This is a genomic window from Streptomyces sp. SID13031, from assembly GCF_010548305.1.
Classification (GTDB): Bacteria; Actinomycetota; Actinomycetes; order Propionibacteriales; family Kribbellaceae; genus Kribbella.
Genome location: NZ_JAAGLV010000017.1, coordinates 58,984 through 84,134 on the forward strand (window position 1 = coordinate 58,984; position 25,151 = coordinate 84,134).

Annotated in this window: 22 protein-coding genes; 13 read left to right on the forward strand and 9 right to left on the reverse strand. The window is 67.2% G+C overall.

Annotated elements, in window-relative coordinates; translation table 11 throughout:
* Nucleotides 1–59 precede the first annotated feature (59 nt).
* Complete coding sequence (locus G3I17_RS29490) at nt 60–1,496, forward strand: GuaB1 family IMP dehydrogenase-related protein (protein WP_164600888.1); 1,437 nt, start codon at nt 60–62, stop codon at nt 1,494–1,496.
* A gap of 53 nt (nt 1,497–1,549) precedes the next feature.
* A complete protein-coding gene (locus tag G3I17_RS29495; RefSeq protein WP_164600889.1) occupies nt 1,550–2,350 on the forward strand; it encodes an SGNH/GDSL hydrolase family protein in 801 nt (266 codons plus the stop codon).
* Here the strand turns inward: G3I17_RS29495 and G3I17_RS29500 are convergent.
* The 3 genes from G3I17_RS29500 to G3I17_RS29510 all read right to left on the reverse strand — a co-directional run bounded on the left by G3I17_RS29500 (nt 2,347) and on the right by G3I17_RS29510 (nt 6,406).
* A complete protein-coding gene (locus tag G3I17_RS29500; protein WP_164600890.1) occupies nt 2,347–2,988 on the reverse strand; it encodes an SUMF1/EgtB/PvdO family nonheme iron enzyme in 642 nt (213 codons plus the stop codon). The two genes, G3I17_RS29495 and G3I17_RS29500, sit on opposite strands and share 4 nt — an antisense overlap.
* Before the next feature lie 96 nt (nt 2,989–3,084).
* Nucleotides 3,085–5,148, reverse strand: coding sequence for a PQQ-dependent sugar dehydrogenase (locus G3I17_RS29505; protein ID WP_164600891.1), 2,064 nt, complete (start codon nt 5,146–5,148; stop codon nt 3,085–3,087).
* Nucleotides 5,149–5,383: 235 nt separating this feature from the next.
* Complete coding sequence (locus tag G3I17_RS29510; protein ID WP_164600892.1) at nt 5,384–6,406, reverse strand: NADPH:quinone reductase; 1,023 nt, start codon at nt 6,404–6,406, stop codon at nt 5,384–5,386.
* A gap of 328 nt (nt 6,407–6,734) precedes the next feature.
* Between G3I17_RS29510 and G3I17_RS29515 the strand changes: the two genes are divergently transcribed.
* Nucleotides 6,735–7,718: a TerC/Alx family metal homeostasis membrane protein gene (locus tag G3I17_RS29515; RefSeq protein ID WP_343238455.1), complete on the forward strand. Its 984-nt coding sequence runs from the start codon at nt 6,735–6,737 to the stop codon at nt 7,716–7,718.
* A gap of 30 nt (nt 7,719–7,748) precedes the next feature.
* Here the strand turns inward: G3I17_RS29515 and G3I17_RS29520 are convergent, their stop codons facing one another.
* A complete protein-coding gene (locus tag G3I17_RS29520) occupies nt 7,749–9,038 on the reverse strand; it encodes an MFS transporter (protein WP_164600894.1) in 1,290 nt (429 codons plus the stop codon).
* Between the two features lie 520 nt (nt 9,039–9,558).
* Between G3I17_RS29520 and G3I17_RS29525 the strand changes: the two genes are divergently transcribed.
* Nucleotides 9,559–10,140, forward strand: coding sequence for a GNAT family N-acetyltransferase (locus G3I17_RS29525; RefSeq protein WP_164600895.1), 582 nt, complete (start codon nt 9,559–9,561; stop codon nt 10,138–10,140).
* A gap of 91 nt (nt 10,141–10,231) precedes the next feature.
* Here G3I17_RS29525 and G3I17_RS29530 read toward each other — a convergent pair whose 3' ends face one another.
* Nucleotides 10,232–11,209, reverse strand: coding sequence for a LacI family DNA-binding transcriptional regulator (locus G3I17_RS29530; protein WP_164600896.1), 978 nt, complete (start codon nt 11,207–11,209; stop codon nt 10,232–10,234).
* A 92-nt stretch (nt 11,210–11,301) separates the two neighbouring features.
* On the opposite strand from G3I17_RS29530, the gene G3I17_RS29535 reads away from it, so the two are divergent.
* The 7 genes from G3I17_RS29535 to G3I17_RS29565 all read left to right on the forward strand — a co-directional run bounded on the left by G3I17_RS29535 (nt 11,302) and on the right by G3I17_RS29565 (nt 20,622).
* On the forward strand, nt 11,302–12,042 hold the full coding sequence (locus G3I17_RS29535) for a ThuA domain-containing protein (protein ID WP_203590938.1): 741 nt from the start codon (nt 11,302–11,304) through the stop codon (nt 12,040–12,042).
* Nucleotides 12,035–13,030 (forward strand): Gfo/Idh/MocA family oxidoreductase, encoded by a 996-nt coding sequence (locus tag G3I17_RS29540; RefSeq protein ID WP_164600897.1) that lies wholly within the window; start codon nt 12,035–12,037, stop codon nt 13,028–13,030. Before G3I17_RS29535 ends, G3I17_RS29540 begins: the two co-directional genes overlap by 8 nt.
* A 406-nt stretch (nt 13,031–13,436) precedes the next feature.
* Nucleotides 13,437–14,438, forward strand: coding sequence for an ABC transporter permease subunit (locus tag G3I17_RS42290; RefSeq protein WP_343238456.1), 1,002 nt, complete (start codon nt 13,437–13,439; stop codon nt 14,436–14,438).
* 25 nt (nt 14,439–14,463) lie between these two features.
* Entirely contained in the window at nt 14,464–15,408 is a 945-nt protein-coding gene (locus G3I17_RS29550) for a carbohydrate ABC transporter permease (RefSeq protein WP_239063027.1), read from the forward strand.
* A gap of 40 nt (nt 15,409–15,448) precedes the next feature.
* A complete protein-coding gene (locus G3I17_RS29555) occupies nt 15,449–17,116 on the forward strand; it encodes an extracellular solute-binding protein (RefSeq protein ID WP_164600898.1) in 1,668 nt (555 codons plus the stop codon).
* A gap of 132 nt (nt 17,117–17,248) precedes the next feature.
* The gene (locus G3I17_RS29560; protein WP_164600899.1) at nt 17,249–19,534 is read left to right on the forward strand and encodes a glycoside hydrolase family 95 protein; all 2,286 of its coding nucleotides are present in this window, start codon (nt 17,249–17,251) and stop codon (nt 19,532–19,534) included.
* A 68-nt stretch (nt 19,535–19,602) separates the two neighbouring features.
* Nucleotides 19,603–20,622 (forward strand): iron-siderophore ABC transporter substrate-binding protein, encoded by a 1,020-nt coding sequence (locus G3I17_RS29565; RefSeq protein WP_164600900.1) that lies wholly within the window; start codon nt 19,603–19,605, stop codon nt 20,620–20,622.
* A gap of 22 nt (nt 20,623–20,644) precedes the next feature.
* Here the strand turns inward: G3I17_RS29565 and G3I17_RS29570 are convergent, their stop codons facing one another.
* Both G3I17_RS29570 and G3I17_RS29575 read right to left on the reverse strand, forming a co-directional pair.
* The gene (locus G3I17_RS29570) at nt 20,645–21,085 is read right to left on the reverse strand and encodes a carboxymuconolactone decarboxylase family protein (protein WP_164600901.1); all 441 of its coding nucleotides are present in this window, start codon (nt 21,083–21,085) and stop codon (nt 20,645–20,647) included.
* A 37-nt stretch (nt 21,086–21,122) separates the two neighbouring features.
* Nucleotides 21,123–21,746 carry a hypothetical protein gene (locus G3I17_RS29575; protein WP_164600902.1) on the reverse strand — a complete coding sequence of 208 codons (624 nt, stop codon included), beginning with the start codon at nt 21,744–21,746 and terminating at the stop codon, nt 21,123–21,125.
* A gap of 120 nt (nt 21,747–21,866) precedes the next feature.
* On the opposite strand from G3I17_RS29575, the gene G3I17_RS42295 reads away from it, so the two are divergent.
* Entirely contained in the window at nt 21,867–22,046 is a 180-nt protein-coding gene (locus G3I17_RS42295; RefSeq protein WP_164600903.1) for a YegP family protein, read from the forward strand.
* 168 nt (nt 22,047–22,214) lie between these two features.
* On the forward strand, nt 22,215–23,249 hold the full coding sequence (locus G3I17_RS29585; protein ID WP_164600904.1) for an endonuclease/exonuclease/phosphatase family protein: 1,035 nt from the start codon (nt 22,215–22,217) through the stop codon (nt 23,247–23,249).
* Here the strand turns inward: G3I17_RS29585 and G3I17_RS29590 are convergent.
* On the reverse strand, nt 23,238–23,945 hold the full coding sequence (locus tag G3I17_RS29590) for a response regulator transcription factor (RefSeq protein WP_164600905.1): 708 nt from the start codon (nt 23,943–23,945) through the stop codon (nt 23,238–23,240). The two genes, G3I17_RS29585 and G3I17_RS29590, sit on opposite strands and share 12 nt — an antisense overlap.
* Nucleotides 23,938–25,053: a histidine kinase gene (locus tag G3I17_RS42300; RefSeq protein WP_203590940.1), complete on the reverse strand. Its 1,116-nt coding sequence runs from the start codon at nt 25,051–25,053 to the stop codon at nt 23,938–23,940. Before G3I17_RS42300 ends, G3I17_RS29590 begins: the two co-directional genes overlap by 8 nt.
* Between the last annotated feature and the right edge of the window lie 98 nt (nt 25,054–25,151).

The window sequence follows — 25,151 nt, forward strand, 5'->3', positions numbered from 1 at the left end:
GCAGGGTGGGGGTGCCGTAGTCTCCGAGGATCTGGCGTCTGGGTAGTGAGGTGAGTGGTTTGCGGTTCATACGCGGGCAGCAGCCGGAGCAGGACCTGACGTTCAACGACGTGTTCCTGGTACCGAACAGGTCAGCGGTCCAGTCGCGGCTGGACGTGAACCTGGCGACGCAGGACGGCAGTGGGGCCTCGATCCCGATCGTCGCCGCCAACATGACCGCGGTCTCCGGGCGGCGGATGGCCGAGACGATCGCCCGCTGTGGTGGGCTGGCGGTGATCCCGCAGGACATCCCGGTCGAGGTGGTGACCGAGGTCGTCTCGTGGATCAAGGAACGGCACCCGATCTACGACACCCCGCTCGTGATGGCGCCGAGCGGGACCGTGGGGGAGGCGCTCAACCTGCTGCCGAAGCGCGGCCACGGCGCGGTGATCGTGGTCGAGAACGGTCGCGCCGTCGGCGTGGTCACCGACGCCGACTGCGAGGGCGTCGACCGCTACGCCCAGCTCCAGGGAATCATGTCGCGCGAGCCGCTCAGACTGCCCGCAGGCATCGCGGCCGAAGAGGCGTTCAACCAGCTGTACGACGGCCACCACCGGCTCGCCCCGGTCACCGATGAGGACGGCAAGATCGTCGGCATCCTCACCCGCCAGCGCGCCCTCCGCGCCACCCTGTACGAGCCCGCCCTGGACGCTCGCGGAAAGCTGCGGGTAGCGGCCGCCATCGGCATCAACGGTGACGCCGAGCAGAAGGCGAAGGCGCTACTCGACGCCGGCATCGACCTGCTCGTGATCGACACCGCCCACGGCCATCAAGAGCGAATGCTCGACGTACTGCGAACCGTCCGCGCCCTGGATCCCCAGGTGCCCATCGTCGCGGGCAACGTGGTCACCGCCGAGGGCGTCGAGGATCTGGTCGAAGCGGGCGCCGACATCATCAAGGTCGGAGTCGGCCCGGGCGCGATGTGCACGACCCGGATGCAGACGGCGGTCGGCCGGCCGCAGTTCTCCGCAGTACTGGAGTGCGCGACCAGAGCCCGCGAGCTCGGCAAGCACGTGTGGGCGGACGGCGGAGTGCGGCATCCGCGAGACGTCGCGCTCGCGCTCGCCGCGGGAGCGTCCAGCGTGATGATCGGCTCGTGGTTCGCCGGCACCTACGAGTCGCCCGGCGATCCGCATCGCGACAGCGACGGCCGGATCTATAAGGAGAGCTTCGGGATGGCGTCGGCCCGGGCGGTACGGCTTCGTACTGCCGACGACACCCCCTTCGAGCGCGCTCGCAAGGGCTTCTTCGGCGAAGGCATCTCGACCGCCCGGATGTACCTCGACCCTGAACGCCCGAGCGTCGAAGACGTCCTCGACTCGATCGTCTCCGGCATCCGCAGCTCCTGCACGTACGTCGGCGCCACGAACCTGGAGGAGTACCACCACCGCGCCGTCGTCGGCATCCAGAGCGCCGCCGGCTACAGCGAAGGCAAACCGCTCAACACCAGCTGGTGACTCAACGGCCGAGCTACGTTCAGGTGGCTGGCCAATGGGGCACACTGGCTTCCGTGAAGGGTCGCAAGGTGCTCGCGGGTGCCGTCACGATGCTGGTTTGCGTGGCAGGTCTGGCCAGCGCGGGCGGTGACGTCGCGCCCGCCGCGCTGCACTCCATCGAGCACGCCGATCTCAAAGTCGTTGCCCTGGGCGACTCGGTGGCGTCCGGGGTTGCCTGCCGCTGTACCGCATTCCCGCGCCTCTACGGCCGGTTGCTCGCCGCGCGCACCGGCGTATCCGTTGCCGTCGACAACCAAGGCGTCAGCGGGATGAACTCGGCCGGCCTGCTCGACCAGCTGAAACACCAGGACTCGGGTCTCAGCGAAGCGGTCAAGACCGCGAACCTCGTCCTGGTCACCATCGGCGCGAACGACTTCGCCGACCACGAGGACGAGGTCACCCGAGCTTCCTGTACTCCGGTCATACCAGGCAGTTGCGTGGCCAAGGAACTCAGCCGGCTGCCCGCCAACCTGCACCAGATCCTGACCCGGATCCAATCGCTCCGGCCCGGCGCCGCGGTGCTGCTCACCGGCTACTGGAACGTGTTCAAGGACGGCCAGGTCGCCCGCGATTCCTACACCCCGGCGGGCATCGAGGCGTCCTTCGCCCTCACCCGTGCCGCCAATTCGGCGATCGCCGACGTCGCCCGGTCCGACGGCGCGAAGTACGTCGACATCTTCGGCCCGTTCGAGAAACCCGGTCTGGACGCCACCACCCTGCTGGCCTCCGACGGCGACCACCCGAACGCCGCCGGCCACCTCCTGATCGCCGAGACCCTCGCCGCCGCCGGCGTTCCTGAGCTGCTGACGAACTAGTTGTGCCCGCTCCGGGCGAGACGGAAGCCGAGGTCGTCGATGTGGAAAGTCGGGTGACTCTTCCGCCGGCACGACGCCCGGCACGCGCGCGGCGGGTCGTACGCGCCACCGCCGCGAAACACCCGATAGGGCCCGTAGACCGAAGGATCGAACAGGTCCCAGGTCCACTCCCACACGTTACCGAGCAGATCGTGGAAGCCCCATCGATTGGGCGTCTTGCCGCCGACCTCGTGCACGTGACCACCTGAGTTCTCCTGGTACCAAGCGATCTCACCCAGTTCGCCATACCGTTGCTCAGGGCCCCCAGTTCGGCAGGCGTACTCCCACTCCGCCTCCGACGGCAGCCGATAGCCCGTCGCGTTCCAATCGCAGCTGACCTGCTCCCCGTCGCGATCCCCATCGACCAGCCCGTACGCCGGTACGAGGTCCTCCGCCGCCGACAACTCGTTGCAGAACCGGATCGCGTCCAGCCACGACACATCGGTGACCGGCAGCCCACCCGGGCCACCGGGCTCACCGGCGTACTGAGCCTGCGTCACCGCGAAGGCAGCCAGCCGGAACGGCGCCACCTCCGCGACCCACGACGCCCCCGTCCCCTCGTCGCGCAGCGAAACCTTGCCACCCGGAAGCTCGATCATCAGAGCCAGGACGCTACCAGCGTGGGCGCTGACGAAGTACAACGAGTAGGCCCTTTCCCCAGAAGGGAAAGGGCCTACAGCGTCAGCAGCTGACTGCTAGGGGAACTTCAGGCGAACTATGACGTTGTCTATTCCGCTGGGGGTGCCGCCGTTCATGTCGTCGTTGGTGGAGGTGAGCCAGAGGGCTCCGTCCGGGGTTTTGGTGATGCTGCGGAGGCGGCCCCAGCGGCCGGAGAAGACGGCCTGGGGGGTGCCTACGCCGTTGCCGGCCGCGTTGATCTGGGTGACCCAGAGCTGGCGGCCGGTGACGCCGGCGATGTAGATCCAGTCGTTGACGATCTCGACGCCACTGGGACCGGCCTGGGAAGTGGACCAGGTGCGCTTCGGTGCGATGAAGCCGCCGCAGTCGCCGATGGTTCCTTCACACGCGGGCCAGCCGTAGTTGCCGCCCTTCTGGATCAGGTTGAGCTCGTCCTGGCTGTTCTCGCCGAACTCGGTGGACCACAGCTGCCCACGGGAGTCCCAAGCCAGACCTTGCGGGTTGCGGAAGCCCAGGGCCCAGACGTAACGGTTGTTGCCGCCCTCGCTGATGAATGGGTTGTCGCTGGGCGGTGTCCCATCCGGGTTGATCCGCAGGATCTTGCCGTTCAGTGAGCCGCGGTTCTGCGAGTTGCCGCTGTTCTTGGCGTCGCCGACGCTCGCGTAGAGCTTGCCGTCCGGACCGAACCGCAGCCGGCCGCCGTTGTGGTACCGGTTCTTCGCCAGCCCGGTCAGCACCGGCGACGACGTCGTGGCCAGTACGCCGTTCTCGTACTTCATCCGCACGATCCGGTTGTCGTTCGCGGCCGTGTGGTAGAAGTACACCCAGTGGTCGGTGCTGAAGGTCGGCGACAACGCCAGCCCCAGCAGACCGCCCTCACCAGTCGTGGTGACAGCGCCAGGAACCTTGCCCAGCGTGGTCTTCTGCCCGGTCGACGTCACCAGCAGTACCTCGAACCGGTCCCGCTCGGTGACGAGCGCCGACCCGGACCCATCCGGCAGGAACGCGACGCTCCAGCCCAGGTCGACCTTGGCGATGTCGCGGTCGTACCCCGGAATGCCACCGGTGCCCGTACTGCTGGTCTGAACGCTCACCGTGTTGCTCGCGGCGGACGCGTTGCCATCAGGGTCACGAGCCTTGACCGTGAACGAGTACTGCGTATTGGGCGTCAGGTTCGTGATCGTCGTGGTCAGCGAGGTCGTCGTCGACACCTTGGCCGTGCCCTGGTAGACGTCGTACCCGGCGATGCCGCCGCTGTTGTCGGTCGACGCGTTCCAGGCCAGCCCGACGCTGTTCGAGGTCGTCGACGTCGCGCGCAGGTTGCCCGGCGCGGTCGGCGGCTGGGTGTCACCGCTCGGCGGTGTCGTGAAGGCCACCACGTTGCTCTGCTGCGAAGCGTTGCCCGCGGCATCGAAAGCACCGATCGACACGTCGTACGCCGTATTGGAGGTCAGCGTGTCGACCGTCGCGGACAAGGTGTTCGCGTCGACCACCTTGAGCACGTTGCCGCCGCGGTTGATCTCGTACCGGACCACGCTCACGTTGTCGGTGGCGGCCGTCCAGGTGAAGGTCGCCGCGTTCGACTTGATGTTGCTGACGGCGAGGTTCCCGGGAGCCGACGGCGGCGTGGTGTCGTCGCTGGTCGGCGTGACGGTCAGCTTGTCGGCGTTCGGGCCGCCGTCGGCGGTGGTCGCGCGGGCGCGGATCGTGTTGGTCCCGGCGGCCAGCGTCAGCCGGACCGTCTTGGTCGCCCAGGTGGTCCAGGCGCCGGTACCGGGGAAGGTGATGCCGACCGCGCCGGCCACCCCGTTCACGGTGAAGTCGAGCGGCCGCGCGGCCGTCGTACCGTTGGCGTAGCGAAGCGTCACGTCGGCCGGTCCGGCCGGTGCCGTCACCGTCCACTCGACGTAGCTGCCGACGAGGTTGTCGTAGTTGACGAAGCCGGTACCGGTGTAGCCGGCGTGGTTCGACTCGACCACGCCTTGGGAGATGGTGGCGTTCTCGGCCTGGTAGTCGGTGGCTGCCGCGGTCGCGGACGGAGTCAGTGGGGCGAGGGCCAGCGTGACGGCGACGGCTGAGAGGCCGCTGAGCAGCGCACGCCGAAAAGATCGACGGGTCATCGAGGTCTCCTGGTGTTCCGGGGCGGGAAGGAGCTGCAGGGGAACCACTCTGATAGTTAAGAAAGTTTCCTATCCTAACTATCAGTTCGCATCAAACCACCCTCCGTCAACCCCCGTCAACCTCTCGGGAATGCGCTTGCCCACTCTTTCCCGTCCCACCCGCCGACCTTGTGCACGGTCTGAGCGTTTACCGGCCACCGAAACGCTCAGCCGGTGCACAAAGTTGGGGTCGGGGTTAGAGGTCGGCGATGGTGATTAGGACCTTGCCGGTTGCGCCGGACTCGACTGCCTGGTGGGCGTTGGCGGTCTGGTCGAGGGGGAAGCGGAGTAGGGGGAGGCCGGTTTCCTCGCCGACGGGGAGGGCGCCGGCGGCGATCGCCACGTTGATGTCCTCCGCGGCAGCGGTCAGGATCTCCCAGCCGACGCTGTAGAGCAGCACGAACTGGTATCGCGAGTTCAGCCCCATGTTCGCCCGGATGTCCAGCTCGAACGGCTTGTTGCCGTCGTTGGAGTAGATCGCGATCGTGCCGCGCGGCCGTAGTACTGCGAGGTCGAGCTCGTTGTTGGCGCCCGCCGCGACCTCGACGACCAGGTCGACACCCTCAGGCGCGATCGCGCGAATCTGAGCCGCCGCGTCCTCGTCCCGGTAGTTCACGACGTGATGCGCACCAGCGGCTTGCGCCAGGGCGGTCTTCGTGGGGCTGGTCGTCGAGATGACGGTTGCGCCCGCCCATCGGGCCAGCTGGATCGCCGCGTGCCCTACCGCGCCGGCGCCTCCCGCGACCAGGATCACCTTGCCGTCGAGCGCGCCCGGCGACAGTCGCGCAGGCCCGCCCTCGATGACCGTCAGTGCGCGATGCGCGGTGATCGCAGGGACGCCGATACTCGCGCCGAGCTCGAAGGAAGCGTCGGCGGCCAGCGGAAACACCCGCTCGGCAGGGACCGTCGTGTACTCCTGTGCCGTCCCACTCAACGGCCGCAGGTACGCCGCCAGCGTCACCCAGACCCGGTCGCCGACCGCCAACCCGTCGACGCCTTCGCCCAGCGCGTCGACGACACCGGCGCCGTCCTGGTTCGGGATCGACTCGACCACCTCACCGCCGTACATGCCGGTGCGCGCCTTCCAGTCGGTCGGGTTCACGCCGGAGACGGCCACCCGGATCCGTACTTCGCCCGGCCCCGGCTCGGGGACCTCGCGATCGACGAGGTGGAGGACGGAGTCGGCCGCGCCGAGCTGGTCAAAAGTGATTGCCTTCATGCCAGCTACAGCTCACGGCGCAGCGGCCTTATTCCACTTCGGCCGAAGAGTTCTGTTCGGGCGACAGGGTGGCGCTGGAGTCTGTATGCGGTTCTCGATCTTGCCGAGAACGAGCCGGTTGTGACCTGCCGCACGGCGCCGAGCCGGGGCGGCGACTAGGATCGGTCCGTTTGTGGAGGGGAGTATTCCTTCGCGGCAGCGTCGTCATCACGGCAGGCCCGGCAACTGAACGAGGCCCGCCCGGTGCTGTCGGTCCGAGAACCAGCGGGCGGAAGAGACCTCCGGACCCGCCCTTGCCGACGTCCGGAGGTATGTCATGGTCTCTGCCGTGCCCGCTCACGTGTGGATCCTCACGATCATCGGTCTGCTGGCGATCGTCGCCTTCGACCTGATCGTGATCGCCCGGCGAAATCACACCGTCACGATCAAGGACGCGACTCGCTGGGTCCTCTTCTACGTCGGCTTGGCCGGGCTGTTCGCCGTCTTGCTGTTCGTCTTCAAACCCGGTGACGCCTCCGGCTCGGAGTTCGTGGCCGGCTACATCACGGAGTACAGCCTCAGCGTCGACAACCTGTTCGTCTTCGTCATCATCATGGCCCGGTTCGCGGTGCCGTCGCTGGCGCAGGACAAGGTGCTCTACATCGGCATCGTCGTCTCGATGCTGCTCCGGGCCGTCTTCATCCTGGCCGGCGCCGCCGCCATCGCCGCGGCGAGCTGGGTGTTCTACTTCTTCGGCGCTTTCCTCGTCTACACGGCGGTCAGGCTCGCGCTCGAAGGTGAGAACGACGAGACCGACTTCCAGGAGAACGCCGTCATCCGCGGCCTGCGCAAGATCCTGCCGCTGCAGCACGACTACGACGACGCCAAGCTGGTCACGAAGAACGCGGACGGCAAGCGGATGTTCACCCCGCTGGTGATCGTGATCTCCGCGATCGGGATGGCCAACGTGATCTTCGCGCTGGACTCGATCCCGGCGATCTTCGGCCTCACCCAGGACGCGTACGTCGTACTGACCGCGAACGCGTTCGCCCTGATGGGGCTGCGCCAGCTGTACTTCCTGATCGGCGGCCTGCTGGAGCGCGTCATCTACCTGAACGTCGGCCTGTCGGTGATCCTCGCCTTCATCGGCGTGAAGCTGATCATCGAGGCGCTGCACGGCTCGCATATCGACGACATCGGCGCGATCCACCTGCCGCACATCGGGATCGCCACCTCGCTCGGCTTCATCGCCGCAACGCTGCTCGTGACGACGGTCGCAAGCCTGGTCAAGACCGGCTTCGACCGCCGTCGCGTCGAGGCAGAGGTCGAGTAGCACCTAGTTTCGACTAACTCCTGGCCTCGACTAGCTCCTGGCTTCGTCTGCTTCTGCGGTCGGTACTGCGCCCTGTGCTGCACCTTGGGCGTCCGGCCGCAGTCGCAGGTAGAGCAGCGGGATCGGCGACAGGATCAGCCCGGACACCGTGAGCGCAGTACGGATCGAAGTGGCTCCGGCCAGCGCGCCGAGCGGGGGACCGCCGGCCACCTGGCCGATGGCGTTCGACTGGGAGACCATCGAGAGGACCGTCGCCCGCGACTTCGAGTCGAGGTTGCGGTTCAGCCAGGCGGACTCGATCGGGTAGCCGATGGTCGCCGCGATGGCGCCGAACCACATCGCCGCCAGGGCGACCCAGAGCTGCCCGGCCAGCGCGAACCCGATCACGCCGGCCAGCTGGAAGAGGCTGAGCAACGCGAGCAGCCCGTTCGGGTGCAGCGAGTTGACGCGGTCGGCCGAGACCTTGTTGACCACCAGCGAGGCGCCGAGCGACAGGAACGTACCGATCAGCGCGAAAACGGTGAACCAGACTGCGGGGTCGGTCGTGCCGAGCAGGTTGGGGAAGTCGAAGTCCGACAGGATCTTCACCGACCACAACCGGTCGAAAGCCTCGCTCGACAACCCCGAGATCAGGCTGATCAGGACCAGCGCGCGGACCACCGGCCGGCGCCGGGCGACCGCCAGACCGTGCTTGAAGGTGCCGGCCATCTCGCGGAAGGTGTCCCGGTCGGCCGCCGGAGTCGGGTGGAAGTTCTGCTCCCGCATGACGAAGTACAGGATCAGTGCCAGCAGCATCATCCCGAGGCCGGACAGCACCATCGGCAGGCTCAGGCTGATCAGCCCGATCGCTCCCGCGGAGACGGTGCCGGCGATCTGGCCGACGAGCCGGATCTGCTGGCTGCGAACGAAGATCGGCCCGACGTTGTCCTCACCGACCTCGTCGGTGATCCAGGCCTGGTCGGCGCCCGAGGTGAAGGTGTAGCCGAGTCCCCAGATCACCTGCGCCGCCAGGATGGCGAGGAAGGCCGGTACCAGCCCCTGGAGCAGGAACGCGACGCCGATCAGGGTGAAGCCGATCAGCACCGACAACCGCCGGCTGCGCAGGTCGGCGACGATCCCGGTCGGGATCTCGAACAGGAAGCAGGCGATCTCCATCGTCGTCCCGACCAGGACGAGCTGGAGGGGGCTGAGCCCGACTTCCTTGATCTGGTAAACGAGGTTGAGCGTGAACGTCAACGCGGACAGATAGGCCCAGACGCCGTGGAAGGCGTAGTAGGTACGGGCCGGATCGGCGGTCCGGTAGGCAGGCAAAAACGACATCGTGGTTTCGCTCCTGAAAGCAGCACGTGTGCGGGCATGACGAAAGGCGACCGCCTAGAGGGCAGTCAAACGCCGGACGTGACGCACAACGGCACTGCTCGGCCGCCCGGATCGAGGTCCGGGATCAGCCGATGGCGGAGGTGCGCTTTCAGGAAGGGGTTTGCATGTCGCCGATGCTAGAGCAGCCCCCTGGCCCACCGCCTCCGAATTTCGTCACTCAGCAGCGCCGAATACCCGATTGGGCATCCATTACAGGGGTACGATCGAAGTAGCCCGGCCCGGCCGTTCCCCCGTGATGGTCGGGTCGGGTCTTTCACCGGCTAGATCATGCGGCCGAGTGGAAGCGCTGCGCGCCGAGCGCCTCGACCTGGCCGACTGGGGTGAGAACGCGATGGCTGACGCCCAGCAGTTCGTTGCTCAGGGCAACTTATCGACACATTGCGGCAGGTCGTCGTGCGGCGATCGAGAACCAGCTCGCTCTCACCCGAACGCCGAAACCCTGAGGTTCTAGGCTTGTCCCATGCCCGTCCTCGTAGACCCAGCCCTGCCCGCAGGAACTCTGCGCGACCTCGAGCAACCCCACCTGACCGTCGATGAAGAGCTGGTACTACGCCCGTGGAGCGCCGCCGACGCGCCGATGGTGCAGACGGCCTTCAGCTGCCCGGACATCCAGCGCTGGCACGTCAGGCGCCTCGACACACCCGAGGAAGCCGTCGAATGGACCGCGCAGTGGCAGTCCCGTTGGGCAGCCGACGAAGCAGCAAGCTGGGCGGTCGTGGACAGCGACAACGAGCCGCTCGGTCAGGTGGGGCTGCGCAGCATCTCGTTGACGGAGGCCTCGGCCGGCGTCTCGTACTGGGTGCTGCCGGCCGCGCGCGGGCGAGGTCTCGCCGCGCGGGCCGTGCGGTCCATGCAGGTCTGGGCCTTCGGCGAGCTCGGGTTCAACCGGCTGGACATCCAGCACTCAACCCGGAACGAGGCCTCCTGCAAGGTCGCGGGTAAAACCGGGTTCGCCCTGGAAGGGACGCTGCGGCAGGCGATCCAGCACGCAGACGGCTGGCACGACTGGCACGTCCACGGCCGCATCCGAAGCGACGGCTAACAGAGCTCGTCACCGTCGACGGACGCAAGCCCACCAGTGGTGGGCTTGCAGCGCGATGGAGTTCCGGGGGCCGGGCGGTTGGTCGTGGCGGTTAGCGGCGGAGGGTAGTTGAGGCGCCGGGCTCCAACGTGCAGGGGTGGAGTTGGGGTGGCGGGGTCGGGCCGGGCGTTTCGAGGTGGTCGATCAAGGCGTCGACGCCGAGGGTGCCGAGGATGGCGCCGGGGGCTCGCATGATCGTCAGTTGCGGCTCAGCGATCGGCGCCAGCGCAGGTGAGCCGAAAGACAGGATCGACAGGTCAGCCGGTACGTCGATGCCGGCGCCGGCCAGCTGTGACAGCAGCCCGAAGCCGGCCAGCTCGTTCATCAGGATCACTGCGGTGGTCCCAGGTGGTAGCTGGATCGCCCGCCCGGCAGCGACTGTCGGCTCGCACTCGAGCAGGAACGGCCGCAACCCACGCTTGGCGCACAATCGCCGATAGGCAGCCTCCGAGCGCACCTTGGGCCCGTACTCCGGGAGCGGCTGGGTCGCCGTGATCAGGGTGATGTCCTGATGGCCGAGTTCCTGCAGGTGATCCAGCGCATCGCTCATGCTCTGGTCGAAGTCGATGTCCACGTGGATCAACCCCGCCGGATCCGCAGTACGGCCGATCAGCGCGAACGGCGTACCGGCGGCGAGCAGTGCCTCGACCCGCGCGTCCTCCAGCAGCACCTCCATCAGCACGACGCCGTCGACCAGCCCCTGGCCGATGAGCTCGCCGATCTCGTCGCTGTCGTTGTCCACTGGCCAGAGCACCAAGTGATACCCCCGGGCACGGGCGGCCCGGGACGCGCTCGTGATGAAGTCGCTGCCGAACCCGTTGTCCAGCCTCGGGTGGGCCAGCGCGATGATCCTCGTACGCCGGGCCGCCAGCGCGCGGGCGAGCACGTTGCGGTGGTACCCGAGCTCGCTCATCGCCGACTCGACCCTGTTCCGGGTGGCCGCGGTGACGGGTTTGGTGCCGTTGAGGACGAACGAGACCGTCGCGATCGACACCCCCGCCCGCTCGGCGACATCGCGCACCGTGGCCATCCGTCGTACTCCCGCACTAAGTCTTGACATGGACACCGCTCTGGCAACTAGGCTTAGGTTAACCGTTTTACCGCCACTCCGAACGGATACCCATGGCCAATCCTCTGCGTGTTCTCGTTTGGGGCGAGAACCGGCACGAGCAGCGCGACGCCAGCGTTGCCGCCCTCTACCCGCACGGCATGCACACCACGATCAAGGAGGGCATCGAGGAGAACCTCGGCGCCGCCGCCACGGTCGGTACGACGACCCTCGACGAACCCGAGCACGGGCTGACCGACGAGGTACTCGCCGCGACCGACGTCCTCGTCTGGTGGGGACACGCGGCCCACGACGAGGTGGCGGACGAGATCGTCGAGCGCGTGCAGCAGCAGGTGCTCGCCGGGATGGGCCTCGTCGTCCTGCACTCCGGGCACTGGTCGAAGATCTTCAAGAAGCTGATGGGGACGACCTGCAACCTGCGCTGGCGCGCCGACCGCGACCGCGAGCTGGTCTGGACCGTCGACCCGACGCACCCGATCGCGCAGGGCGTGCCGCAGCCGATCGAGATCGAGGCGCAGGAGATGTACGGCGAGTTCTTCGACATCCCGGTGCCCGAGGAGCTCATCTTCGTCAGCAACTTCAGCGGTGGTGAGGTGTTCCGCAGCGGCTGCACCTTCCGGCGCGGCCACGGGCGGATCTTCTACTTCTCACCGGGCGACCAGGAGTACCCGGTCTACCACCACAAGGACATCCGCAAAGTGATCGCGAACGGAGTCGCCTGGGCAGCCACCGATCGCCCACTGCGCAAGGCCCCGACGCTGGAGCGCCACGAAGTCGGTGACTTCAGTGTCTGACCCCCTGCGCGTCATCCAGGTCGGCGCCGGCGCGATGGGCCGAGGCTGGCTGCACACCATCGCCGACAACCCGGACGTCGAGCTGGTCGGCCTCGTCGACATCGATCTCGAGCACGCCCAGCGGGTGAGCGAGGACGAGCTCGCGGCTCTGGTGCCGGTGGCAGCGTCGTTGTCGGAGCTGACGGAGGTGACCGGCGCCGAGGCTGTCATCAACGTGACCGTGCCGGCCGCGCACAACGCGGTCAACGAGGAGGCGCTGCGCGCAGGACTGCCGGTGCTCTGCGAGAAGCCGATTGCCCCGACGGTGGCCGAAGCGCAGTACATAGCTGCTGTAGCCGAAGAGAGCGGCCAGTTGCTGATGATCAGTCAGTCCCGGCGGTACCTCAACCAGTTCACCGCCCTGTGCGAGACGGCCGCCAAGCTCGGCCCGATCTCCGTCGTCTCCTGCGAGTTCGCCAAGGCGCCGCACTTCGGCGGCTTCCGCGAGGAGATGGCGTTCCCGCTCCTGCTGGACATGGCGATCCACCAGTTCGACTCCGCCCGCGCCCTGCTCGGCGAGGATCCGGTCGGCGTGTACTGCGAGTCGTACAACCCGGGCTGGAGCTGGTTCGCCGGTGACGCCGCGGCGACCGCGATCTTCGAGTTCCCCGGTGGCGCCCGGTTCGTCTTCAACGGCAGCTGGGTGAACCCCGGTCTGGAGACGCCCTGGCACAGCCGGTGGCGGGTCGGCGCCGAACGCGGGACGGTGCTCTGGGACGGCGAGAACGTCCCAGAGACAGGGGATCCACGGCAATCGATTGCCGTCGGCAACGCTCCCGAGGAGATCGCCGGCTCGCTCGCGGAGTTCGTCCGCTGCGTGCGAACTGGTGAGGCCTCCAGTACGCCGGCGAGCAGTAACGTGCAGAGTCTGGCGATGGTCGAGGCCGCGGTGCGTTCCGGAACCGCGAAACGCCGCGTCACGCTTGCCGAAGTGCTCGGCGATGGTTGATCATCCAAGTCTTGACATAAGCGGCGAACAGCGGTTGACTGCGATATAGTTCACAAAGGAAATAAATTCGGGCGCCAGTCCGGAGTCTCAGCTCAGAGTGACTCCGCCCTGGCGCTGTCGACCGCCCAGGTCCCGTGGAGTTCCACGGGGCCTCCTGGTGCTTATTTGCTTTGAGCAACTAGTCGCCGTGGTTTCGGTGCAGGCCGGAAAACCCTTGTGTTCAAGGGCGGAACCCGCCTGGACGCTACATGGTCAAGGTCCGATATCGACACCTGTGGTGGCTCTTCCACTCCCCGGGGTTCTGTGCCATCCTCCCGGTTGAAGCCAAAATCCTATCGGATATCGGTTTGGCTCCGGGAAGTGACGGCTCGTCACAGCAAGTGCAGAAGGCCGAAGGGACGCAGGTGTGAGCGGAACGATCGAGGTGAAACCGGCGCCGGCCGTGCCGGTACCGAAGCAGGCGGTGAGGACCGCGCGGAAGATCAAGCGGCCGAGCCGCTGGACGGAGGCCCGGCGCAGTTTCCGCCGGCACTGGCAGCTCTACCTGCTGATCATCGTCCCGCTCGCGTACTTCGTCATCTTCAAGTACATCCCGATCTCGAACGCGGTGATCGCGTTCAAGGACTACAGCCCGGTCAAGGGGCCGTGGGGCAGCGACTGGGTCGGCTTCAAGAACTTCGAACTGTTCTTCCAGAACCCGGTGTTCTGGACCCTGGTGAAGAACACGTTCCTCCTTGCCGCCTACACCGTGCTGGCCAGCTTCCCGATCCCGATCATCCTGGCGATCGCGCTGAACGAGATCCGGACCGGCTTCTTCAAGAAGACGGTGCAGCTGGTCACCTACGCGCCGTACTTCATCTCCACCGTCGTGGTGGTCTCGATGACGATCCTGGTGCTGTCGCCGCGGATCGGCTTCGTGGACGACGCGATCGGCCTGTTCGGGATCCCGGCGATCGACTTCCTCGGCGACCCGAACTACTTCCGCCACATCTACGTCTGGTCCGACGTCTGGCAGACCACCGGGTACTCCGCGGTGATCTACCTGGCCGCGCTGGCCGGGATCGATCCGTCGCTGCACGAGTCGGCCAAGATCGACGGCGCGAGCCGGGTCAAGCGGATCCTGAACGTCGACCTGCCCGGCATCATGCCGACCGCGGTGATCATCTTGGTGCTCGGCGTCGGCAACATCATGTCGATCGGGTTCGAGAAGGCCTTCCTGCTGCAGAACCCGCTGAACCTGGCCCAGTCCGAGATCATCGCCACCTACGTCTACAAGACCGGCCTGCTCAACGCCGACTTCAGCATGGCGACGGCCGTCGGTCTGTTCAACTCCGTGATCAACCTCTGCCTGCTGGTCTTCGTGAACTTCGCCGCCAAGCGGATCACCGGGAACGGACTGTGGTCATGACCAAGGCCTGGGAAGAGAGGAACCGATGAGCGCCACCCTGCAGCCGTTCCGCTCGAGGCTGAACAAGCCGGCGCCGGTGGAGAAGTCCACCATCGCCGAGACACGGACCGACCAGATCTTCCTGATCGGCGTCAAGGTGATGCTGACCGTCGCGCTGATCGCCGTCCTGATCCCGTTGGTCTACGTCGTCGCCAACTCGTTCAGCAGCGCGGCCGCGGTCACCTCCGGCCGGGTTTTCCTGTGGCCGATCGAGCCGAGCCTGCGCGGGTACAAGGAAGCGCTGAGCGACCCGCAGATCCTCAAGGGCTACTACAACTCGCTGATCTATGCCGTCGGGGGCACCTTCATCAGCGTCTCGCTGACGATCGCGATCGCCTACCCGCTGTCGCGCAAGACCTTCTTCGGCCGCAACGTGATCATGAGCCTGCTGCTGTTCACGATGCTGTTCTCCGGTGGCCTGATCCCGACCTACCTGGTCGTCCAGGATCTGCACCTGCTCAACACCCGCTGGGCGATGGTCATCCCCAGCGCGATCGGGGTCTGGCAGGTCATCATCGCCAGGACCTTCTTCCGCAGCACCATCCCCGACGACCTGTACGAGGCGGCGGTGCTCGATGGTGCGAGCGATCTGCGTTTCCTCTGGTCGGTCGTCCTGCCGCTGTCCAAGCCGGTGATCGCGGTGATCGCCTTGATGTACGCGATCTTCCAGTGGAACACCTATTTCGACGCTCTCATCTATCTCAAGGACCCCGGGCTGTATCCGCTGCAGATCGTGCTGCGGAACATCCTGATCCTGAACACGAACACGGGGGCCGCCGCGGACGTCGCTGCGACGCTCGAACGCCAGCAACTCGCGAACGTTCTCAAGTACGCGCTGATCGTCATCTCGAGCCTGCCCGTACTCCTCATCTACCCGTTCATCGCCCGCCACTTCACCAAGGGCGTGATGGTCGGCGCCGTCAAGGGCTAGTAGTCAGTCAGTCAGCAAGTTCTAGAAGGGAAACACAGAAATGCGCTCAACCAAGAGCAGGGTGGTGGCCGCCCTGGTGGCAGCCACCGCGCTGGCTGCCGCGGGCTGCAGCTCGGACAATTCCGACGAGGGTGCGAAGAACGAGGTGAGTGCCGACGGCAAGATCATCATCGACACTTTCGCGCCGCAGGGATCCGATGACAACCTCGACACCAACCTGGTGACGAAGGCGATCAGCGACAAGTTCAAGATCCAGTTCCGCTGGCAGACCACCACCTTCGACGCCGGGCCGGCCAAGGAGAAGCGCCAGATCGCGCTCGCCAGCGGCGACTACCCGGACCTGTTCATGCTGATCCCGTGGGTCGACGGCATCACCCAGGCCGAGGTGCAGAAGCTCGGCACCCAGGGGGTCGCGCTGCCGATCGAGCAGCTGATCAAGGACAACGCGCCGAACATCCAGAAGCAGCTGGACGCCAACAAGACGCTGAAGGAGATGTCCACCGCACCGGACGGCCACATCTACGCGCTGCCCCAGTGGTCGGACTGCTACCACTGCACCTACCCGGACAAGCTGTGGATGAACTCGGCCTGGTTGAAGAAGCTCAACCTGCAGGTGCCGAAGACGACCGAGGAACTGCGGACGGTCCTGCGCGCCTTCAAGACCCAGGACCCGAACGGCAACGGCAAGGCCGACGAGATCCCGATGGTCACCGACGTCCAGGACAGCAGCCTGATGGGCTTCCTGATGAACGCGTTCGCCTATAACCCGGTCGGCGGCAACAGCAACCGGTCGCTGCTCGCGCTGGACGGCGACAAGGTCGTCACCCCGGTCAACTCCGACGCCTGGAAGGAGGGCCTGAAGTACATCAACTCCCTCTACGCCGAGGGCCTGATCGACAAGGCCTCCTTCACCCAGAACGCCGAGGCGCTGAAGGCTACCGCGAACAACCCGAAGGCCATCACGGTCGGCTCCGTGCCGGTGCTGTGGCCGGGCATCTTCGTCCAGCTGGGCTCCAAGGACGGTCGCGACAAGCAGTACGACTCCGTACCGCCGCTGACCGGTCCTGACGGCAAGAGCTACACCGGGTACAACTTCCCGAGCTCGACCGGCTACACCTTCATGCTGACCAACAAGGCCAGCAAAGAGGCGCAGGTCGCCGCGATCAAGATGCTCGACTACATCTACAGCGACGAGGGCCGCAAGGTCAGCGTGATGGGGCCGGAGGGTGTCGGCTGGTCCGCGCCGCGTCCGGGTGACATCGCCCTCGACGACAAGACCAAGGTCGGCTACTACCGGTTCGGCGAGACCGAGCACAAGAAGAACATCTCCTGGGACTCGATGGCGCAGTACAACATCACCCTGGCCTACCGCAACGAGCAGGCCGTTCCGGCCGACATCTACTCGGACGCGGGCCTCGAGCGGCGCTTGTTCCAGGCCACCCAGGCGTACGAGCCGCACGCCGACAAGTCGGTCTGGTACCCGGCGGCCTCGGTCTGGGCCGACCCGAGCCTGGCCGGTGAGCTGGCGACGTTGCAGACCAACCTCAACAGCTACATCACCCAGGGCCAGCTCGCCTTCATCACCGGCACCAAGAACATCGACACCGGTTGGGACGCCTACGTGAAGGGTCTCGACTCGACCGGGATGACCCGGTACCTGCAGATCAACCAGCAGGCCTACGACAAGTACAAGTCCGGCAACAAGTAACCCCCACCAAGTAAGACGTCGGCCGAGCCCCCGCGGCCGCACCCCCACCGGCCGTGCCGGGAGTCACCTTTCTGGCTCCCGGTACGGCCGACCCCGTCTGCCCTGTCCTCTGCTGTGAAGGAAGCTTTCTGTATGTCGCACGAACTGTGGTTTCGTACTCCGGCTCCGGACTGGTTCGAGGCGCTGCCGGTCGGCAACGGCCACCTCGGCGCGAAGGTGTTCGGCCGGGTCGAGGACGAGCGGATCGCGCTGAACCTCGACGACGTGTGGTCGGGCGCCGGGCCGCGCGAGCTCCAGGTGACCGATGGCCCCGAGGTGCTGGCCGACATTCGCCGGCTGCTGCTCGAGGACGGCGACCGGTACGCCGCGACCGAGCGCTCACGTGCACTGCAAGGGCCACTCGTCGAGTCGTTCCAACCGCTGGGTGACCTGCTGATCAGTACTCCGGGCGACGCGGGCGACAGTGCGGAGTACCGGCGGTCGCTTGAGCTGCGGACCGGGATCGTCGCGGTCGACTACACCCGCGGGGGAGCGCGCTTCCACCGCGAGACCTACGTCTCCACGCCTGACCAGGTGATGGTCTGGACGATCGAGGCGAGCTCGCCCGGCGCGATCGACGTCGATCTCGCGCTGACGAGCCAGCATCCCATCAGCCTTGACGCAGCCGGTGAGACGGCCACGATGGTTGGGCACGCGCCATCGGACCTCACCATCGAGTACCGCACCAGCCCCGACCCGATCAGGTACGAGGAAGGCCGGGGGATCGGCTTCGGTGTCGCCCTGCGAGCCTTCGCGACGGGCGGGACGGTGACCGCAAGCGAGGCCGGCCTCAGCGTCCGTGGCGCCGACGGCCTCACCGTTCTGTTGTCGGGGGCAAGTACTTTCCAAGGCTGGTCGGTTGCTCCAGGCGCCGATCCTGCCGAAGCGTTGCGGGAGGCAACCGCTCTGCTGGATGCGGTCGACCTCGGCAAGCTCAAGCAGCGGCATCTCGACGACCACGCCGCTCTCTACGACCGCGCGAACCTGACGCTCGGCGAGCCGGTCGATCTGCCCACCGACGAACGCATCCGCGCAGTCGCGGCCGGTGGTACGGATCCCGGGCTGAGTGCGCTCATCTTCAGCTTCGGGCGGTACTTGCTGATGGCGTCGTCGCGGCCGGGGACGCAGGCCGCCAACCTGCAGGGCATCTGGAACGAGGAGCGCCGCCCGATGTGGGCGAGCGACTGGACCAACAACATCAACACCCAGATGAACTACTGGCCCGCCGACGTGACCGGCCTGCGCGAGTGCTTCGACCCGCTGACCGAGCTGCTCACCGGCCTGGTCGAGTCCGGCTCGGAGACGGCGCGCATCCTGTACGACGCACCCGGCTGGGTCTCGCACCACAACTCCGATATCTGGCGGGCGAGCTGGCCGGTCGGCGACGGTGGCGACGACCCCGTCTGGTCGATGGCGGCCACCTGCGGGGTCTGGCTCTCATCGCACCTGATGGAGCACCACCGCTTCCACCCCGACGTGGACTTCCTGCGTGAGAAGGCGTACCCGGTGCTGCTCGGAGCGGCCGAGTTCGTGCTCTCGATGCTGGTCGAGGACGGCGATGGCCGACTGCAGTTCATCCCTTCGACCGCGCCCGAGCATCACTTCTTCGTGCCGTCGGGCGAGAAGGCATCGGTCGACCTGACCACGACGTACGACAACTGGCTGATCCGTGAACTGGTCGCCAACCTGGTCGAAGCCGAGGCTGAGCTCGGACTGTCGAGCGAGGTCGCCACCCGCGGTCAGGCGGTACTGCCCAGGCTGCCGGAGATCGAGCTGGCGCACGACGGCCGGATGATGGAGTGGCAGACCGACTGGCCGCCATCGGAGTTCGACCACCGCCACCAGTCCCACCTCTACGGCCTCTATCCGGGCGCACAGATCGACCCGGCCAGTACGCCGGAGTGGGCGGCGGCGGTGCGCGCGTCCCTCGCCGTACGGACCTCAGGCCGCCCGGCCGGCGGCTGGACCGCCGCGTGGCTGATTGCCTTGTATGGAAGGCTCTTCGACCCCGAGAAGGCAGCCGCTGTGCTCCGTGACTACACGAGCCGCCTCATCTCGGACAACCTCCTTCATCGCGACGGCGACATCTTCCAGATCGACGCCAACTTCGGTCTCACGGCCGGCATCGCGGAACTCCTCATCCAGAGCCACACCGAAGTGATCCAGCTCCTACCGGCACTTCCCGCCGAATGGCCGGACGGCTCGTACCAGGGGCTGCGGGCCCGCGGCGGCCTGTCGTTCGACGTGGCGTGGTCGGGCGGACACGTACAGAAGGTGCTGGTGACCGCGGAGGTCGCAGGAACCTTCACTGTGCGGGTCGCGGGCGATGCAGCGGTCGAGATCACCATGTCAGCAGGAGAGACGGCCGAACTCCGTTAGGTTTGCCTATCCAAAGTTGTTGTAATCTCAACCAGGCCCCCTTTCGGTGAGAGATAGGAATGCTTGTGATGGGATCTGCTCGGCGGTTGGTCGCCGGCGCGGTGATGATGGCGGTGCTGCTGGCGGGATGCGGGAGCAACGACAAGAAGTCGGCGGATACCGGGGTCGGTGACACTGAGGTGGCGACCGGTGGACGGCTGTTCTCCACGGCTGACGAGGCGACCGCCAAGCTCGGGTCGGACGCCGAGCCGGGAGTGTTCCCGCGGACGGTGAAGCACGCGCTGGGCGAGACCAAGATCGAGAAGAAGCCCGAGCGGGTCGTGGTGCTCGACAGCGGCGAGCTGGACGGCGTCCTGGCGCTCGGGATCACGCCGGTCGGGATGGGGACGAATGCCGGGCAGAACGGCGTACCGAGCTATCTGGCGGACAAGGCGCAGGGCATCAAGACCGTCGGCGGGGTCAGCGAGCCGAACCTCGAGGCGATCGCCGCGCTGAAGCCGGACCTGATCCTGGGCAGCAAGCTGCGGGTCAACGATCTGTACGGCAAGCTGAGCGCGATCGCGCCGACGGTGCTCAGCATCCGGCCCGGCTTCCCCTGGAAGGAAGACTTCCTGCTGCTGGCCGACTCGCTCGGCGAGGAGACGAAGGCCACCGGGCTGCTGAACGACTACCAGAAGCGCGCGAACGAGGTGAAGAGCAAGGTCTCGGGATCGCCGACGATCTCGCTGGTCCGGTTCCGTCCGGGCGACATCCGGCTCTACGGCAACCTGTCCTTCATCGGCGTTCTGCTGAAGGACATCGGCCTGCCGCGGCCGAAGGTGCAGGACATCAAGGAGCTGGCCCTCGAGATCTCCGAGGAGAACATCGGTCAGGCCGACGGTGACTGGATCTTCTACTCCAGCTACGGCAAGCCCGACGCGACGGCGGAGAACAAGGTCGTCAACGGCCCGATCTGGAAGGCGCTGCCGGCGGTCAAGGCCGGCAAGGTCGCCCGCGTCGACGACGAGGTCTGGTTCCTCGGCCTCGGCCCGATCGGCGCGATGGCGACCCTGAACGACCTGGAGAAGCTGCTCGGCGGCAAGAGCTGAGCAGCCGGCAATAGAGAGCGGGTCAGTCGCCGACGGGTAGCAACCCGCGGGCGGCGAAGACCTTCTTGGCGGTGAAGATCGCGTTCAGCGCCTTGGGGAATCCGCAGTAGCCGGCGGCGTGCGTGAGGGCCTCCACGATCTCGGTCGGAGTCAGACCGACGTTCAGGGCGGTCCCCACGTGCACCTCCAGTTGCGGCTCGCAGCCGCCGAGCGCGGTCAGGATCCCCAGCGTCACGAGTTGCCGCTGCTGGGGATCCAGGCCGGCGCGGGCGTAGATGTCGCCGAAGCCGAAAGCGACGATGTGGTGGGCCAGCGCCGGCGCGATGTCGGCCAGCGCGTCGATCACGGCCGGTGCCGCGCCACCGTCGACGGCGTTCAGCACTGCGGCGCCGCGGTCGAAGCGGACTTTCTCCTCGGGGCTGTCGATGCTTGGAGCAGGCTCGAAGGTCGGAGGCTGAGTCATGCTCAGCACGCTATGCGCTGGACGGTTCAGTACCGGCCTACTCCGGCACCCTGCCGCGGTCGGTGACCGGGATGTGTGGCGCGTGTCGCTTGACCGCCTCGGCGAGGGCGTCGAAGTCGAGCGGCTTGCCCATCACCTCGAAGGTCCCGGGCCACAGCCGCGACGGTCCCCAGGACTTCGTACTACCGGTCAGCTCGCTGTCGGGGTGGGTGATCACGATCAGGTGCTGGCTCCAGCTCTCGGTGCCCTCGGTGTCCACGGTGTCCACTTCGGGACGCTCCACCCGGCAGATGCCGTGCACCTGGTCCCAGGGCAGCGTCTGCGGTTGGTCGCCGCCGAGATAGACGCGTTCGCTGTCGATGCACAGCAAGACGTCGTCGGAGTCGGATTCGCTGCGTGACTCGGTGGTGGTGATCGCGCCCACCAGGACCAGGATCGGCAGCCCGATCGCGAAGATCAACGGCATCCCGGACCACGACAGCCAGACCGCCTCGAGAGGTCCACGCACCGGCTCGTCGCGAACCAGGGCGACCACGACACAGACCAGCGTGAGCAGGACCTCGAGCGCGACGAGCAGCCCACCGAGGTACAGGATCGACGTCGTCGTCCCCAGGCCGGTCCGGCGGACGACGAACGGCTCGGTAGTTGTCTGCTCACGCATATCCCGCATTGTCAGCGCCCTGAGGGTCGGGCGCCAGGACTCGCGGCGATTCTTGGTAACACCGATGCTCCGTCGGCGATAGTCAGGCGTAGGACGACCAGTGACCAGAGAGGGTGGATCGTGGCGGCCAAGTTCGAGGTCTACAAGGATGCTCGGGGTGAGTACCGGTTCCGGCTGAAGGCGCCGAACGGGCAGATCATCGCGAGCTCGGAGGGCTACAAGAGCAAGGACTCGGCGCTGAACGGCGTCGCGTCGGTGAAGAAGAACGCCGCTGACGCGATCGTCGACGACCAGAGTTGACCCGGAGTTGATGCGGTACGGGCCCAGATCTGTTGCCTGAGGCAACGGGTCTGGAGCCGTCCGTTCGGACGGGGCCGGTGGTACCAACGGATGAAATGGGGCCGCCGTCGGGATGATCGGGGCCGCCCTGACTTTGGTCCGGGCCGGGCGTGGGCAAGAATCAACTGCATGTCCGACCGCCAGGCACTCCCCAGCCGCCGCAAGCCCGGTACCGGCCGCCGCAAGCCAACCAGCGGGCGGGCCGCCGGCGGTCGCGCGGCGACCCGTCGGCAGCGCAAGGGTGGCAAGTGGCGTCGTGGCTGGTTCATCGCGGTGCTGGCGATCCTGACCGCCCTGCCGTTGCTGTTCCACCGCCAGGTGCCGAACTCGATCGGCAACCTCGGCAGCCTGCTCGACACCTTCCTGCCCTGGGTCGGCATCGCCATCCCGATCCTCGCCGTCGCGGCGATCGTCCGGCGGTCCGCCACCGCCGGGGTGGCGCTGCTGATCCCGGCGCTGATCTGGGCCGGGATGTACGGGAATGCACTGCTCCCGGGCAAGGGCGGCGGCGCGTACGACCTCCGCGTGCTCTCCCACAACGTGGACGCTGCCAACAAGGATCCCGAGAAGACCGCGCAGGACCTGCTCGCCGCGGACGCGGATATCGTCGCGCTGGAGGAGATCACCTCGGGTGACCTGAAGATCTACAAGGCCGCGTTCGCCAAGACCTATCCGCACGTCGTCGCCCGCGGCACGGTCGCGCTGTGGTCGAAGTACCCGGTCGAGGAGAGCGAGTCGGTCGACGTCGGCTTCGCCTGGACCCGGGCCCTGCGCGCCGAGGTCGCCACCCCCGAGGGCAAGGTCGCCGTGTATGTCGCGCACCTGGCCTCGGTCCGGGTCGGCGCCAGCGGCTTCACCTCGAACCAGCGCAACGAGACGATCGAGCAGCTCGGTCAGCAGATCGCCCAGGAGAAACTGGCCGGCGTCATCGTGATGGGCGACTTCAACGGGACTGCGAACGATCGCAGCCTCGCCCCGCTGACGTACGGACTCCGCTCGGCCCAGGGCGCCGCGGGCTTCGGCTTCGGCTTCACCTGGCCGGCCAAGTTCCCGATGGCCCGGATCGACCACATCATGGTCCGCGGCGTCACTCCCACCAGGGCCTGGGTGATGGACTCCACCGGCAGCGACCACCGGCCAGTGGTCGCCGAGCTACGGATCTAGCGGGCCTGCCAGGTCGTGCCGGTAGGCGTACCGGACGGCCTCGGCGCGGTGTCGCGCGCCGATCTTGGCGAACGTGTTGTTGATGTGCGTCTTGACCGTCGTCTCACCGATGAACAGCAGTTCGGCGATCTCCGCGTTGCTCAGCCCGCGGGCGATCAGCTTCAGGACTTCGCTCTCCCGCGCGGTCAGCCCGTCGTTGCGGGGGACCGGCGTCGGCGTCAGCCCGGCGATCAACTTGCGCGACACCTCGGGGTCGAACGTCGACTGCCCCGCCGCCGTCGCCTGCAAGGCCGCACCGATCTCCACCCGGCCCGCGTCCTTGGTCAGATAGCCCCGTGCGCCGGCCCGCAAGGCCAGCGCGATCGACTCGTCATCGGCGTACGTCGTCAGCACCAGAACGGCGACCTCCGGGTACTCCGCGGTGATCCGCGCCGTCGCCCGGATCCCGTCGAGCACCGGCATCCGCAGATCCATCAGCACGACATCCACGGTGTCCACGGCGCCACCAGCAACGAGCTCTAGCGCCTCGACGCCGTTCGCCGCGGCACCGACGACCTCGACACCATCAAGCAGCCCAAGCAGCGCCACCAGCCCTTCGCGGACAACCTGCTGATCGTCCGCAACCACCACGCGCACCGGGCGGCGATCTCGCTCCGGACGGTCGCGCCGGCCGGCTTGTCGTGAGTTGTCAGGCATCCGCCACCTCCGCCATGACCAGCCACCCGTCGCCGTCCGGTCCAGCCTCCAGCCTGCCACCCACCAGGGCGAGCCGCTCCCGCATCCCCGCGAGCCCGAAGCCGGTACCGGCCGCCTTTTCTGTTTCAGGTGTGCGCACGGTTAGCCGGATCCCCTTGCTGTAGTCGAGGCGCACGTCGACCGGTTGGCCCGGCGCGTGTTTGCCTGCGTTGGTCAACGCTTCTCGGGCGGCTCCGAGCAACGCGACGGTGATACCCGACGCGATCGGGCGCGGCAGACCGGAGTTCGTCACGGTCACCTCCGTTTGATGGTCCTTCTCGTGCTGTTCGGCCAGCGCCGTGAGCGCCTCGGGGAGAGCCGGTACTTCGTCGGATCGCAACGCGGCGACCGCGCTGCGCGCCTCGACCAGTCCCTGCACGGCCAGCTTGCGCGATCGGCGGACCCGGTCCAGGGCGCCGGCCGTGTCGTTGCGCTCAGCAAGCAATGCTTCGGCGAGCTCGAGCTGCACACTGAGCGCCCCGAGCGAATGCGCCAGTACGTCGTGCAGCTCGCGCGCGATCCGGCCGCGCTCGTCCAGTGCCGCGGCCCGCGCGTGCTCCTGCTGAGCGAGCTGCGTCTGCTCGAGCAACTGCGCCGTCTGCCTGGCCTGTACTTCGTACTGCCGCCGGTTGAGCCCGAAGGCGACGAGGATCGCCATCCACATCAGCTGTCCGCCGTACCAGCCGGCGGAGCGCTCCCACCACCAGCCCGAGAGACCGAGGGCGGCGGCGCAACCGATGCTGACGGCAACGATCGGCCGGTTCCGCCAGGGATGCGCCATCACGGCGATGTCGGTGATCGAGATGAGTACCAGGACGAGCGCGTTGGACCCGGGGACACCGGTGACCAACGCCGAGCTGATCGCGGCGTACGCGAGCAGCCCGAGCGCCCAGTGCGGCCGGAAGTTCATCAGGAAGGTGCCGGCCAGGAAGGTGAGCAGGCCCGCCCCGAGCACCACCCAGACCCAGCGCTCGGCCGGCCGGGCGGTCGCCAGCACACCGATCGCCACCGCCGAGGTCATCGCCCGGCCGAGCCAGCCGGTCTCGCCGAAGATCGCCTTCGTGTTCACCTGCCCGAGGGTAGGAGACGGCGGCGACGTTTCGGACCATCCCTGGATGGAGATCGGGATGGAGAAAATCGCCCGGCGCGGCCGGGTGCGGTTCTGTC